Source organism: Micromonospora sp. NPDC004336, assembly GCF_053602615.1.
Genome location: NZ_JBSGDY010000012.1, coordinates 12,258 through 25,544, shown reverse-complemented (window position 1 = coordinate 25,544; position 13,287 = coordinate 12,258). Strand labels below are relative to the sequence as shown.

The following is a 13,287-nucleotide window of genomic DNA, read 5'->3' as shown; positions in this document are numbered from 1 at the left end:
CGTCATGTCCATCAGCAACAACGTGCCGTCGGACATCGGGCCGGCGCGGCTCGGCGTCCGGTGGATCGACGAGGGCCCCCCGGTCCGGTGCGAGATCGTCGTCATGCCCCACTGGAGCGAGGAATCCCCCCACCACGAGGTCGCTCTCGGCGAGACCTTCCCGGTGGGCGACGAGACCTGGCGCTTCGCGGACGTCGACATGAAGAACGCGGACGAGTGGCGGGTGATCGTCCGACGGGTCGACGAGAACGAGGTGGTGACGCCACCAACCGGCCAGGTCTGGAAGTCCGCCCGGCTGCGGCCCTACGGTCAGCTCGACGAAGCGCAGCTACAAGCGGTGGAGGCCGAACTCGGCATCTCGTTGCCGCCGAGCTACCGCGACTGGCTGCGGGACAACAACGGGGCACAGCCCGAGGTCGAGCACCACGTCCCCGGCCTGCCCTTCACCGTGTTGCCGGAACGCCCCCTGCTCGGCGTTCACCCCCAGTACCCGCCGTTCGACCTGGTGCACGCTCAGCGCGTACACCGAGATCCCTGGCTGTCGCCGACCTGGCTGGTCGTCGCGAACGTCTCCGGCGGTCTGCTGGTGCTCTCGCTGCGGCCGCGCGACATGGCGGAGGAGGGCGTGTACTTCCTGCCGGATGCCGGCCTGAGCGGGGCGATCGGTCCTGAGGGCGCCGCCGGGCGCGAGCGGCACCTGGTTCCGGTGGCCCGCTCGTTCGGCTACTTCCTCGGCAGGCTGACTCCGATCGACCTGTCCGACCTGCCGCCGGTGCAGATCATCCGGCCCGGCGAGCCCGGCCACTCCCAGCATGACGACCAGCCGTGGTCGGCCACGCGACCTGAGGATCAGCAGCGATGACGACGACACACACCGCGCAGGCCCTGCTGCTGCCGGTCGGGCAGTTCTTCGGCACCTTCCACCCGGTGGCCGGTTCGACCGAGCGCTACCACCGGGTCCGCCTCGGCGACGAGGTGTGGGAGCTGGACGACCAGCGCTTCACCCTGTGGGCGCTGGCGCACGGCACCGGCGGCGACCGATCGCCCGAGGAGCCCTGGACCCTGCCCGCGGTACGCGACGCGGCCGCCGCGCAGCTGCCCGGTGTCGACAGCGCCCCGCTGCTGCACGGGCTGCTGGCGGAAGGGCTCGCCGTGGAGGTCCTCCCCGGCGAGGCGGTGGAGTTCGCCCGCCGGCACCGGGTCGGCGCCCGCATGCTCGGGTTGGGCAACAGCGCCGAGCAACCCTGGCTCTGGTCCATCGGCTTCTTCGAGCACCCGGTGGTGAGCGTCACGCGCACCGTCTACGACATGTGGGAACGGTGCCCGTCCGGGGAGAGCCTCTGGACGATGTGCCAGGCGCTCGCCGACGAGGAACGAGAGGCCGGCGGCACCGAACCGGACCTGGTGGACCCGGAACGGCTGCTCACCGCGTTCCTCCGTACCGCCCACCTCCTGCTCGCGGCCAGCGTCGTCTACCTGGAGCCGCTGCCGTGACCGACACGACGAGGAACCCCGCGATGGCCGATCCGCTGATCCTGCCGGTGGGGCGCTATACCGGGGAGTTCCACCCGGCCGTGGGCGCCCCGGTGAAGTACCACTCGCTGAGCATCGGCCGCCTCTCGGTGACCCTGGAGGACCCGCAGGCCTTCGCGGTCTGGGCCGCGGCGCACCACCCCGTGGACCGGCCCGACGCCGTCTGGGACCGGGCCGCCGTGACCGATGCCGCCAGGCAGCTCGGCGTGGCCGACCCGCACCGCGTCGTCGCGGAGTTCCTGGAGGACGGCCTGCTGGTGGAGATCACGCCGGACGCGCCGGACGTGGTGGACTTCGCCCGCGCGCACCGGGTGCTCCCACTCATGGTGTCGCTGGGCAACACCCCCGACGACCCGCTGCGCTACGGCATAGGCCTCTTCGGCACCGCGCCGGTGTTGCGGCTGCCGGCGTTGGTGCACGACGTGTGGCAGTGGAGCAGCGTGGGCGCCAGCCTCTGGGACGTCTGTCAGGTCTTCGCCGACGCCGGCGCCCGGGCCGAGGTGGCGGATGCCCGCGAGCACGACCCCCGGCACGTGCTGCGCGAGTTCCTGGCCGCGCTGCCCCTGCTGGTCGGTGCGAACGCCGCTTGTCTGGACGAGGCCCGCCGGTGAGGATCGCCGCTTCCGGGACCTGGCGGGCCTGAGAACCGACCGCGCTGGACGGTGTGGCTGCCGGAAGGGCTCGGCGCGATGCGCCGGCCTCCCGGCCCGGGTCGCGCCGGTGCCGTGCGGGGGTCGAGGACGACTGGCGGTTCGCTCAGACGGCCTGCGGCAGCATCCCGGCGTACGCGTCGCGGGCCGCGGCCAGCCGGCCGCGCCGGAATCGGCCCGGCTCCCGCTGGCGCAGGTCGCGTCCCCACTCGCTGGTGCAGGCTGCGGCGGGCACCACGTCCTCGCCGGGCGGGATGAACTTGAGCACCTCGTCCAGCGCCGCGACGGCCCGGATCAGCGTGGCCCGGACCCGCTCGCCCGCGTCCCCGGCCGCCGGCACCGACCTGGCGTACGTGTCGGCCACCCGGAGCCACTCGCCGGGATCGAGCAGCTGCGACGGCTCGTCCCCGCCGTAGCGGAAGCCACCGGCAGGGATCACGGCGGGCTCGGCCGGCAGCCGGAAGGTAAACTCGCGCGGCTGGCCGCAGGCGGGGCAGGCACCGGTGTAGCGGGCGGCCAGGTCGCCGTCCTCGAGCGCCACGACCGCGCTCTGCCGGGCGAACCGCGTCTCGCCGCAGAAGCACGGCCGCAGGTCCATGTAGAGATGAGCCTCCGCGCTCGTACGGCTGGGGGGCAGGATCATGCGCTCCACCGTACCGATCCGCCGCCCTCCCCGGCGACCCACGACATCCACACCAGCGCAACCTGACGTCACCGGTTCCTCCGTGGCTTCCGGCAGAACCGCGAATCCCGCACCCGTTCGGTCCACCCCGGACGGCGTGGTGGCGGTCACCCGGTCCGACACCGCCGCCGCGCTGCACGGTCCGCGCGCGGGCGATAGGTTGGACGAGTGCCGTCCACAGCGTCCACCGACCCGTTCTGGTCGGTCACGCTGCGCTCACTGCGCGAGCTGACCCGGCTGGCCGTCGCCGCGCTGGTGCTCGCCGTCGGCCTCGGCGGCGTGACCGCCGCACCGGCACCGGCCGCCCCCACCCTCGGCCCGGTCGCCGCGAGCACCCGGGTCGCCGCGAGCACACCGGTCGCCGCGGTCGACCGGCCGCTGCCGCGCCGGGAGCCGGCCGCCGAGCGGCCGGTCGACGCGGCCGCCTCGCCAGCCGTCCGCCGGGCCGAGACCCCGGTCGCGTCGGCCACCCGCCTGGACGTGCCGGCCCGCGACCCCGGCCGGGGAGTTCCCACCCGGCGCGGTCCACCGACCGCCTGACCCGTAGGCCACCGTCCCCCGAGGCGACCGGCCGCTGCGGCGGGAGCTCCTCCCGCGGCGCGAGGCCGGGCCGACCGGGCCGTCTCCCGGCAATCGGGCCGCCACGGCTCCGGCCCGCCACCGCGTGGACCGCCACGCCGCCCGGCCGCCTCCGCCTCGGCGCCGCCCGTCCGACCGTTCCCGCGGGCCCCGCCGGAGACGACCACCTGCCGACACACGCCCACACGCGTCCACGATGTTTACCCGCCCGCCCGCCGGGCACGACCATACGTCGATTTCCCTCGATCGACCGCGAGGTGCTCACCATGCAGACCGTGCTCTCCTCCGTCCTGCTCGATGTGCCGCGGGCCGCCGCGATCTGGCTGAGCCTGCTCGGCGTCGTCGCCGTCACCGTCGCCGGCCTGTTGCTGCGGCCGGGCCGCCTCCGCTTCGACGCGGGTGCCCGCATCCGCCGCGCGGCGATGCCGAGCGAGCTGGAACGGGCCGAGGAGCAGCGCGAACGCTCCCGGTACGCGGAGGAGGTCGCGGTGGCCGCGGAGCGGGCCGGCACCACCGCCGCCCGCCTGCGGGCCGAGTGGCTGACCGCGCAGGAGGCGGTCGAGGCGGCCTGGCAGGCGTACGAGGCCGCCGAGGCCGACGTCCGCCGGCTGGCGACCGCCGAGGCGATGCCCCTGCCGAGCACCCCCCGGACCCCGGCCGAGTACGCCGAGCGCGAACGCTTCCTGCACCGGGCCGCGCTGGACGCGTACTGGCGGAAGGAGCTCTCGGTAAACCAGCTCAGCGACGTCTTCGCACACCGGAACGGGTGGGACCCGCGCCTGCACCCGGTCGAGCAGGAGCTGGTGCTGCGCCGGGCCGTACGGGACAACCTGTTCGCGCGGCAGCAGGCCGCCCGGGACCGGGAGCAGGCCGCCTGGCGGGCCGCCGAGCTCGCCGCCGAGGCCGCCCGCAGCCTGCGGGACGAGGCGTTCACGGCGGCCAACGCCCGCCCCGAGGAGTCGCAGTCGCTGCTGCCGCTGATCGAGGGGGCGCCGGAGCAGACCCGGGAGCTGCCGGCGGTGTCCGGCCGCGAGGCGCCGGCGGCCCGGGGGCGGGCGGCCGTCGTCGCGTACTGACCGGGGCGGCGGGCCGGCCGTCGGTTCCGGGCGGGGGTCGCCCGGGTGGGCTAGCGTTGCCGTATGTCCAGGGAGGCGTGGGTCGTCGTCGGCGTCGTGGCGGTCGTCACGCTGGTCGGCGCGGTGCTGCTGGCCGTCCGCGTGGTCCGGACGCGGCGGCTGCTCGGCACCCTCGGCGTGAACGGCAAGGTGGCCTTCTACGGCGCGCTGCTCTACACCGTGCTTCCGATCGACCTGCTGCCCGACCCGATCTACCTGGACGACATGGCCGTGCTGACCGGCGCGCTGATCTACCTCGGTCGGCTGGTCCAGCGGCGCCGGGCCGGGAATCCCCCGCTGCCCGGCGGGCAGGACGGCCGGCCCGACACCGACCGCACCCGCCGCCGGGTGCCCTGAGGCAGGCGGCAGCCGCCGCGCCCCGAGCGAACGGCAGACCCGCCCTGAGCGGACGGCAGACCCGCCCCGAGCGGACGGCAGACCCGCCCTGAGCGGGCGGCAGATCCGCCGCGCCCCGAGCGGACGGCAAGACCCGCCAGGCGGCCCCGAGCGGGACGGCGACCCGCCGCGCCCCGAGCGGAGAGCGGTCTTCGCGTCCCTGGTCCGGTTGGCCGTGCCATGATCGGTGCCGCAGCGCGAGTCAGGGGACGGACATGCCCGGCGACCATCGGTTGGCACCGCACGACGAGCGGGTCGCCGCGTTCTGCCGGGAGCGGCACCTGGCGACGCTGACCACCCTGCGCGCCGACGGTACCCCGCACGTGGTGCCGGTGGGGGTCACCCTCGACGCGGCGGCGGGCCTGGCCCGGGTGATCACCAGCGGCACGTCCCGCAAGGCGCGGCACGTCGCCGCCGCCGGCCCCGAGGGCGCTCCCGTGGCCGTCTGCCAGGTCGACGGCCGGCGCTGGCTCACCATCGAGGGCCGGGCGGTCGTCCGCGCCGACCCGGCCGCCGTGGCCGAGGCCGAGCGCCGGTACGCCGACCGGTATCGGACGCCGCGTCCCAATCCGGACCGGGTGGTCATCGAGATCACCGTGACGCGCCTGCTGGGCGGTCTGTAACCGACTGACCGGTCCGGTCGACACGGTGTGACGGGTCGCATCCGTACGCCGGAATCCCGCTGCCCCTGGTGCCGTTGCATCCCCTCGTGCGGCCGGTACCACCGGCCGTGCGGGGCCCGGAATGACCGGCGGGGCAGGGTCGTTGCATCCCTGGTACGCCCCGGACACCGGCCCGCTCCGGGCCGCCGAATCCCTCCCGGCGAGCGCCTTTCCCGGTGCTTGCGCCTCCGGTCCCCCCGGAGGCGTCAAACCCCCGATTGGAGCCCGACCATGAACCCGATCCTCCACAAGAGCGGTCTGTCCGTCGCCGGTCTGCTGGTGGCCGGCGGGTGCATCGCCGGGCCGGCGGCGGCCGCCCAGGCCGCACCGGCGGTGGCCGCCCCGCTCGCCTCGGTGCACACCGACAAGGGCGGACGCGCCGACCAGGCCGACAAGGGCGGCCGCCACGACAAGGACCGTCGCGCCGACAGGCGGGCCGAGCGCATGGTGGGCATCCAGTACCAGGCGCAGCCCAACTTCTACTACTGCGGCCCGGCAGCGACCCGGATCGCCCTGTCGGCGCAGGGCAAGGCGCTGTCCCAGGACGAAGTCGCGAAGATGCTGGGCACCACCGAGGCCGGCACCGACTCGGCCCTGGACATCACCCGGGTGCTCAACGAGCTGACCGGCGGCCGGTACCGGACGACCGAGATCCCGGGCCCGGTGGCCAAGCCGGAGGAGGTCGACCGGCTGCGCGCCGACGTGACCGCCGCCCTGGACGAGGGCCGGCCGGTGGTGGCCAACGTCAAGGGCACCGCGGTCGACACCGACGGCCACCCGCAGTCGTACGAGGGCGGGCACTACCTGACCCTGGTCGGCTACCGGGACGGCGGCGACCTGATCCGGGTCGCCGACCCGGCCTCCCCGGAGGGCGAGTACTGGATGACCCTGGAGAAGGTCGCCACCTGGATCGCCGAGCGCGGCTACTCGTCCTGACCCGACGCCGCAGGGGCCGGTCCCCCGGGTGGGGGGCCGGCCCGTGCGCGTCCCGCCCGCGCGGCCGGAGCGCCGACGCTGTGGGACATCGGCTTCGCCACCGCCCGCGCGCGCACGAGGCCGCCCGCGTCGGACGGCGGCGACGGCGAGCAGCGCCGCGACCGCCACCGCGAGGACGCCGCGACCGCCACCGCGAGGGGCGAAAAGGGGTCGCCCGACCGGGCCGCCCTCGCCCATGATCGGCCGGTGAAGATGCACGCCGACCAGATCGACGTCCCGGTGGACGTCGTCACCGCGCTCGTGGCCGACCAGTTTCCCCGGTGGCGCGGCCTTCCGGTGCGTCCGATCGCCTCGCACGGCACCGTGAGCGCCCTGTTCCGCCTCGGCGAGGACATCGTCCTCCGGTTCCCGCTGCGCCCCGGCCTCGACCCGGAACTCCTCGACGACCTGCGGCGCGAGCAGGAGAGCGCGCGCCGCATCGCCGCGCACGTTCCCCTCCAGGTTCCCGAGCCGCTGGCCCTCGGCGAGCCGGGCGAGGGCTACCCGGGGCCCTGGACGGCGTACCGCTGGATCCCCGGCGAGACCGCGAGCGCCGACGGCATCGGCGACCCGGTCGGGTTCGCCCACGACCTCGCCGACTTCGTCCGCGCGCTGCACGGAATGGACACCGGCGGTCGGGCGTGGGACGGGCGCACCCGGGGCGGTCCGTTGCCCGCCCGGGACGACTACGTCCGTCGCTGCCTGGCGAAGAGCGGTCACCTCGTCGACACGTCCCGGCTCGCCCCCGTCTGGCAGGAGTGCCGGGACGCGGCCCCGCACGGCGGGCCGGACGTCTGGATCCACGCCGACCTGATGCCCGGCAACCTGCTGGTCCGCGACGGCCGGCTGGCCGCGGTCATCGACCTCGAAACGGTCTGCGTCGGCGACCCGGCGGTCGACCTCATGCCGGCGTGGAACCTGTTGCCGCCCCACGCGCGGGAGAGCTACCGCCGGGCGCTGGGGGTCGACGACGCCACCTGGGCGCGCGGGCGGGGCTGGGCTCTCGTCCAGGCCATCGGCGCCCTCTTCTACTACGTCGACACCAATCCCGTCATGGCCGACACCGCCCGCCACACCCTGGACGCCGTCCTGTCCTGACGCCGACGACGAGGCCGGCCGGCACAGTGGAGGGCCGCCGCCGCGGGTCGGTGGCGCGGCGGGAACGACCTCGCCGGCGGTGGGTTCGGTTGGCGACCCGGGGGTACCAGCAGCCCAGAGCCGACCGTTCCGCAACCGGTAAGGGGCAGACAATGACCGACACACACCACGCCGCCGGTCAGGACGTCGTCGACGTCCTGACCGCGGACCACCGCGAGGTCGAGGCGCTCTTCGTGGAGCTGGAGAGCCGGCAGGGCACCCCCGAGCACCGCCGGCAGCTGGCCGACGTGATGATCGCGGAGCTGATCCGCCACGCCGTCGCCGAGGAGATGTACGTCTATCCGGCCGCCCGCAAGGCGCTGCCGGACGGCGACCAGATCGCCGACCACGAGATCTCCGAGCACGCCGACGCGGAGCGGACGCTGAAGGAGCTGGAGTCGCTCGACCCGTCCGAGCCGCGTTTCGACGAGGTGCTGGCACACCTGACCAGGACGATCCGGCACCACGTGCAGGACGAGGAGTCGGACCTCTTCCCCCGGCTGCGGGCGGCCGTGGCCCGCGAGGAGATGGTCGAGCTGGCCGGGAAGGTGGAGGCGGCGAAGAAGTCGACCCCGACCCGGCCGCACCCGGCCGCGCCGGACCGGCCGCCGGTGAACAAGCTGCTCAACCCCGGCGCGGGCCTGGTGGACCGGATGCGGGACGCGCTCACCGGCCGCCCCACGTCGACCGCGGAGCTGCGCGAGAAGCAGCGCTGACCGCGTCGGGCCGTTAGGTGGCCACGCCCCGCCCGGGGCGTGGCCACCGCCGTCTCACCCGCCGAGCGGGTCCGGCGGGCGGTCGAAGAACGTCTCCAGCACCACGATGGTCCGGGTGCCGGTGACGCCCTCGACCTGGAACAGCCGCCGCAGGCTGGCCTGGAGCTGCTCGGGCGAGCCCGCCCTGACCTTCACCAGCAGCGAGGCCGGCCCAGCCACCACGTGCGCCTCCTCGACCTCCGGCAGCGCGGCGAGCGCCTCGTGGGTGGGGCGGTCCCCCATCCAGGCGTTCGCCTCGATCATCACGAAGGCGAGCACACCGCGGCCCACGGCGGCGGGATCGACGTCCACCGTGGTCCGTCGGATCACCCCCTGCTCGCGCAGCTTCCGTACCCGCTCGTGCGCGGCGCCGGTCGACAACCCGACGGCGGCAGCGAGGGCCGCGTACGGCTGGGCGGCGTCCCGTTGCAGCTCCGCCAGCAGCCTCCGGTCGATGTCGTCCACATTCAACCCCCGAACCTCATTCTGTAGATCACATTTCCGACTGACTCGCATTCGGTGGTGTTAGCGTACCGCTGAACGACAGTCGGGAGGGTGTCTCATGATCGATCGGGTCAAGGCTCACTTCGAAGCCCATGACGAACGGTTCCGCCGGGTCAACGGTGACGAGTGGGTCGAGCGGCTCTACACCGGGGGCCGCTGGCTGGAGGGTCCGGCATACTTCCCCGCCGGGCGCTACCTGGTGTTCAGCGACATCCCCAACGACCGGCTGCTGCGCTGGGACGAGACCACCGGGGCGGTCGGCGTGTTCCGGCAGCCGGCCGGCTACGCCAACGGGCACACCGTCGACCGGCGCGGGCGGCTGGTGAGCTGCGAGCAGGGCAACCGGCGGGTCACCCGCACGGAGGCCGACGGCACCGACACCGTGCTCGCGGAGCGCTACCGGGGGCAGCGCCTGAACAGCCCCAACGACGTGGTCGAGCACTCCGACGGCTCGATCTGGTTCACGGACCCGAGCTTCGGCATCGACAGCGACTACGAGGGACATCGCGCCGAGAGCGAGATCGGCGGCAACCACGTCTACCGGGTCGACCCGCACGACGGCGAGGTACGCCTGGTCGCCGACGACTTCGGCCAGCCGAACGGGCTCGCGTTCGACGCCGACGAGTCGACGCTCTACGTGGCCGACACCCGACACCGGCACCTGCGGCGCTTCCGCGTCGGGGCGGACGCCACCCTGCGCGGCGGCGAGGTGTTCGCCGAGTGCGACACGGGCAGCTTCGACGGCGTACGCCTCGACTCGGCCGGCCGGATCTGGGCCGCCGCACACGACGGGCTGCACTGCTTCGACCCGGACGGCACGCTGCTGGGCAAACTGCGCCTGCCCGAGGTGGTCGCCAACTTCACGTTCGGCGGGCCGAAACGCAACCACCTGTTCGTCTGCGCGTCCAGTTCGCTCTACGCCCTGCGGGTCAACATCAACGGGGTTCGCTACCCCGGCCAGTGACCGGCCGGGCGTGCCGGCGCGACGGCCGGCACGCCCGGTCGGTTCACGGCTGCGGGGCGATCCGGCGCAGGCCGTCCACCTCGGACACGACGACCGCCTCCACGGGGCACGAGTCCGCGGCGTCCACCAGCGCCTCGTCGGGCGCCACCCGCTCGGCCAGCGGGCGGGACAGACCGTCCACCAGCGCGAAGTGCCCCGGCGCGGTGCCCGCGCAGATCCCCGACCCGATGCACCGGTCCCGGTCCACCCGTACCCGCCACTGCTCCGTCGGCCCGCTCACCGGGTCACCAGCTCACCGGCATGGCGACCAGGCCGCGCACCAGCAGGCCGCTCTTCCAGGTCAGCTCGGCCTCGGGAACGGCCAGGCGCAGGCCGGGGGTGCGGTCGATCAGGGTCTCCAGGACGACCTGGAGTTCCATCCGGGCGAGCTGCGCGCCGATGCAGTGGTGCACCCCGTGCCCGAAGCCGAGGTGCGGGTTGGCCTGCCGGGTCAGGTCGAGCCGGTCCGGCTCGGCGAAGACGGTCCCGTCGCGGTTCGCCGACGGGATCGACACCACCACCGGCTCGCCGGCCCGCACCAGCACGCCGCCGAGCTCGACGTCCTCCAGCGCGTAGCGGGCGAAGGCCGAGGACGCGCCGAGCGGGACGAAGCGCATCAGCTCCTCGACGGCGCCCGGCACCAGCGCCGGCTCCGCCCGCAGCCGGTCCCACTCGTCGGGGTGGGTGAGCAGCACGTACACGAAGTTGGGAATCTGGGTGACGGTGGTCTCGTGGCCGGCGGCGAGCAGCCCCGCGGCCAGCCGCACGACCTCGTCCTCCGCGAGCCGGTCGTCCGCGTCGCGGGCCCGGACCATCGCGCCGAGCAGGTCGTCGGTGGGCTCGCGGCGCCGCCGCGCGATCAGCTCGCCCATGTACGCGAACAGGTTGTCGATGTACTGCTGGGCCACCTCCGGGCTGAGCGAGGTGGTCGACACGATCGCCTCGGACCAGGTGTGGAAGCGGTCCTGGTCGGTCACGGGCACCCCGAGCAGGTCGCAGATGACCCGGATCGGCAGCGGGGTGGCCAGGTGCTCCACCAGGTCGGCGGGCGGGCCGGCGGCGAGCATCGCGTCGACCAGCTCGTCGGCCGCCTTCCGGGTGCGGGGACGCAGCGCCTCCACCCGCCGGGCGGTGAACGCCTTCGCCACCAGCCGGCGCAGCCGGGTGTGCTCCGGCGGGTCCATGGACAGGATGCCGGTGTCCTGCTGTCGCGCCGAGTTGCGGGGCTCGTCGCGGCCCACCGAGGCGGCGCGGCTGAACCGGGGGTCGCCGAGCACGGTCCGGACGTCGGCGTGCCGGGTGGCGAGCCAGGCCGGCTCCCCGAAGGGCATCCGGATCCGGGTGAGCGGTTCGTCCCGGCGCAGCCGGGCGTAGCGAGGGTCGAGGTTGAGCCGGTCGGGCTCGCTGAACGGATAGCGCTGCGGTCGGGTCGTCTCGGGGGCCTCTGTCACCGGTCGACTTCCTCTCGTCGCGACGTCCGAGGGGGACGCCGGTCCGGTCGGGGGCTGACTCCACGAAGAGTCATGTTCCGACTGCGGATAGTAGCGAGACTGGTCGATCCTTGGCTAGCGGCGAGTGTCGATCGGCCGGCGACCGCCGCTCCGGCCCGCCCGGCGGCCGACCTGGAGCCGGTCCCGGGGGCCACGAGCGGGCGCTCGGAGACGACCTCCCCGACCCGCCGGCCGAACGGTCCGGAGACGACGCTCCCGGGCCGCCGGCGGTGCGGCGACCCGGGAGGGGTACGACGAGGTCAGCGGACCTGGTCGCCCTCGCCCGTGCGGGCCTGGGCCTGGTCGACGCCCTTGTCGATCTGCTCGTCGTACTTGCCGCCGGTGCGCCGGTCGGCCATGTCGCCGCCCTTCTCCAGACCCTGGTCGACCTGCTTGTCGTGCTTGTCGGCGAAGTCCTTGGCCTTGTCCATGAAGTCGCTCATCGGGTCCTCCTCGAATCGGGGTTCGGTCTCAGCCTTCCCTGGCGGTCCGGGCGCAAACGCGGACCGGACGGGCCCCGGCAGGGGCGGCGGGATCGCCCAGCCGACACCGGACCACGCCCCGGGACATCTAGCGTGAAGGGACGCGGGTGTCGCAGGGACGCCAGCCGGGTACCGACTCGCCGGAGATCGAGGAGGGCCGACGTGGTCGCAGACGGTGCCGGGCGGACGCCCGAAGGGACGACGGACCGGGGGGCGGGGCCCCGGCAGGCATGGGCGGCCCTGCCCTGGCTGGTCCGCTCGGCCGTGGTGTGGAGCGCCTGCCTGGTGGTGGTCGTCGCCGGGCTCTACCTGCTGGGGAAGATCGCGGTGCTGCTCGCGCCGCTGGCCATCGCGCTGGCCGCCACGGTCTTCCTCGCCGCGCTGCTCGATCCGGTGCAGCTCGCGCTGCGCCGGCTGCGCCTGCCCGCCTCGCTGGCCGCCCTGCTCACCGTGCTGCTGCTGCTCGGCGTGCTGTTCGGGGTCGGGGCGCTGGTCTGGAACCTGACCGCGAACCAGTTCGGCGAGCTGAGCCAGGAGCTGACCCAGGGCCTGCGGCGGACCCGCGAGTTCGTCACCTCCACGCTGCCGGTCAGCGACCAGCAGCTCGACCAGCTGCTCGACCAGGCCCGGCAGGGCTTCGGGCAGGGCTCGGTGGATCCCGTCTCGGGGGCCCGGACGGCCGCCGAGGTGGTCGGCTCGGCGCTGCTCGCGCTCGTGCTGCTGTTCTTCCTGCTCAAGGACGGCCGGTCGATGTGGCACTGGACGCTGTCCCGGGCGACCGGGCCGAACCGGTCGGTGACCGCGGAGGCGGGCCGGGTCGGCTGGCGGACGCTGGGCGCGTACAGCCGGGGCACGATGGTGATCGCCGCGATCGACGCGATCGGCATCGGCCTGGCCCTGGTGCTGCTGCGGGTGCCGCTGGCCTTCCCGCTGGCGCTGATCACCTTCTTCGGCGGCTTCATCCCGATCATCGGGGCGACCGTGGCCGGGGCGGTCGCGGTGCTGGTGGCGCTCGCGGCGAAGGGGCCGGTCACCGCGCTGCTGGTCCTCGCCGCCGTGATCGCCGTGCAGCAGATCGAGGGCAACCTGCTGGAGCCGCTGATCATGAAGCGTCAGGTGCGCCTGCACCCGGCGGTGATCCTGGTGGCGGTCACCGCCGGCACGCTGATCGCCGGGATCGCCGGCGCCTTCGTCGCGGTGCCGATCACCGCCGTCGTCTGGCGCGTCATCGACACCGTCCAGCAACACCGCCGCCCCGTCACCGACCCGGCCCCCTCCGCCTCCCCCGGCCAGGATCCCCGGTGATCGTCAGGTCGGCGGCCGG

Annotated in this window: 15 protein-coding genes and 1 pseudogene; 11 read left to right on the top strand and 5 right to left on the bottom strand. The window is 74.5% G+C overall.

Annotated elements, in window-relative coordinates; translation table 11 throughout:
* Positions 1–4: 4 nt before the first annotated feature.
* Positions 5–1,494 (top strand): annotated as a pseudogene (locus ACWENR_RS04945) (DUF6406 domain-containing protein).
* A 23-nt stretch (positions 1,495–1,517) separates the two neighbouring features.
* The gene (locus ACWENR_RS04940; protein ID WP_452275746.1) at positions 1,518–2,144 is read left to right on the top strand and encodes a hypothetical protein; all 627 of its coding nucleotides are present in this window, start codon (positions 1,518–1,520) and stop codon (positions 2,142–2,144) included.
* Between the two features lie 145 nt (positions 2,145–2,289).
* Here ACWENR_RS04940 and ACWENR_RS04935 read toward each other — a convergent pair whose 3' ends face one another.
* Positions 2,290–2,826: a hypothetical protein gene (locus ACWENR_RS04935; RefSeq protein ID WP_452275745.1), complete on the bottom strand. Its 537-nt coding sequence runs from the start codon at positions 2,824–2,826 to the stop codon at positions 2,290–2,292.
* Positions 2,827–3,033: 207 nt separating this feature from the next.
* Here ACWENR_RS04935 and ACWENR_RS04930 point away from each other — a divergent pair, with 207 nt between their 5' ends.
* The 7 genes from ACWENR_RS04930 (at position 3,034) to ACWENR_RS04900 (ending at position 8,445) form a co-directional block, all read left to right on the top strand.
* Positions 3,034–3,405 carry a hypothetical protein gene (locus ACWENR_RS04930; RefSeq protein ID WP_452275744.1) on the top strand — a complete coding sequence of 124 codons (372 nt, stop codon included), beginning with the start codon at positions 3,034–3,036 and terminating at the stop codon, positions 3,403–3,405.
* Positions 3,406–3,710: 305 nt separating this feature from the next.
* On the top strand, positions 3,711–4,520 hold the full coding sequence (locus ACWENR_RS04925; RefSeq protein WP_452275743.1) for a hypothetical protein: 810 nt from the start codon (positions 3,711–3,713) through the stop codon (positions 4,518–4,520).
* Between the two features lie 63 nt (positions 4,521–4,583).
* Positions 4,584–4,916 carry a DUF1232 domain-containing protein gene (locus tag ACWENR_RS04920; RefSeq protein ID WP_452275742.1) on the top strand — a complete coding sequence of 111 codons (333 nt, stop codon included), beginning with the start codon at positions 4,584–4,586 and terminating at the stop codon, positions 4,914–4,916.
* A 254-nt stretch (positions 4,917–5,170) separates the two neighbouring features.
* Positions 5,171–5,578: a pyridoxamine 5'-phosphate oxidase family protein gene (locus ACWENR_RS04915; RefSeq protein ID WP_452275741.1), complete on the top strand. Its 408-nt coding sequence runs from the start codon at positions 5,171–5,173 to the stop codon at positions 5,576–5,578.
* 270 nt (positions 5,579–5,848) lie between these two features.
* On the top strand, positions 5,849–6,553 hold the full coding sequence (locus ACWENR_RS04910) for a C39 family peptidase (protein WP_452275740.1): 705 nt from the start codon (positions 5,849–5,851) through the stop codon (positions 6,551–6,553).
* Positions 6,554–6,805: 252 nt separating this feature from the next.
* Complete coding sequence (locus ACWENR_RS04905; protein ID WP_452275773.1) at positions 6,806–7,690, top strand: aminoglycoside phosphotransferase family protein; 885 nt, start codon at positions 6,806–6,808, stop codon at positions 7,688–7,690.
* Positions 7,691–7,842: 152 nt separating this feature from the next.
* The gene (locus tag ACWENR_RS04900) at positions 7,843–8,445 is read left to right on the top strand and encodes a hemerythrin domain-containing protein (RefSeq protein ID WP_452275739.1); all 603 of its coding nucleotides are present in this window, start codon (positions 7,843–7,845) and stop codon (positions 8,443–8,445) included.
* Positions 8,446–8,499: 54 nt separating this feature from the next.
* Here the strand turns inward: ACWENR_RS04900 and ACWENR_RS04895 are convergent, their stop codons facing one another.
* Complete coding sequence (locus ACWENR_RS04895) at positions 8,500–8,949, bottom strand: Lrp/AsnC family transcriptional regulator (protein ID WP_452275772.1); 450 nt, start codon at positions 8,947–8,949, stop codon at positions 8,500–8,502.
* A gap of 97 nt (positions 8,950–9,046) precedes the next feature.
* Here ACWENR_RS04895 and ACWENR_RS04890 point away from each other — a divergent pair, with 97 nt between their 5' ends.
* Entirely contained in the window at positions 9,047–9,952 is a 906-nt protein-coding gene (locus tag ACWENR_RS04890; protein WP_452275738.1) for an SMP-30/gluconolactonase/LRE family protein, read from the top strand.
* A 43-nt stretch (positions 9,953–9,995) separates the two neighbouring features.
* On the opposite strand, the gene ACWENR_RS04885 is transcribed toward ACWENR_RS04890, so the two are convergent.
* The 3 genes from ACWENR_RS04885 to ACWENR_RS04875 all read right to left on the bottom strand — a co-directional run bounded on the left by ACWENR_RS04885 (position 9,996) and on the right by ACWENR_RS04875 (position 11,924).
* Positions 9,996–10,232 carry a ferredoxin gene (locus ACWENR_RS04885; RefSeq protein ID WP_452275737.1) on the bottom strand — a complete coding sequence of 79 codons (237 nt, stop codon included), beginning with the start codon at positions 10,230–10,232 and terminating at the stop codon, positions 9,996–9,998.
* A gap of 4 nt (positions 10,233–10,236) precedes the next feature.
* A complete protein-coding gene (locus tag ACWENR_RS04880; protein ID WP_452275736.1) occupies positions 10,237–11,442 on the bottom strand; it encodes a cytochrome P450 in 1,206 nt (401 codons plus the stop codon).
* Between the two features lie 299 nt (positions 11,443–11,741).
* Positions 11,742–11,924 carry an antitoxin gene (locus tag ACWENR_RS04875; RefSeq protein ID WP_452275735.1) on the bottom strand — a complete coding sequence of 61 codons (183 nt, stop codon included), beginning with the start codon at positions 11,922–11,924 and terminating at the stop codon, positions 11,742–11,744.
* Positions 11,925–12,125: 201 nt separating this feature from the next.
* Here ACWENR_RS04875 and ACWENR_RS04870 point away from each other — a divergent pair, with 201 nt between their 5' ends.
* Positions 12,126–13,268: an AI-2E family transporter gene (locus ACWENR_RS04870; RefSeq protein WP_452275734.1), complete on the top strand. Its 1,143-nt coding sequence runs from the start codon at positions 12,126–12,128 to the stop codon at positions 13,266–13,268.
* The last annotated feature ends 19 nt before the right edge of the window (positions 13,269–13,287 follow it).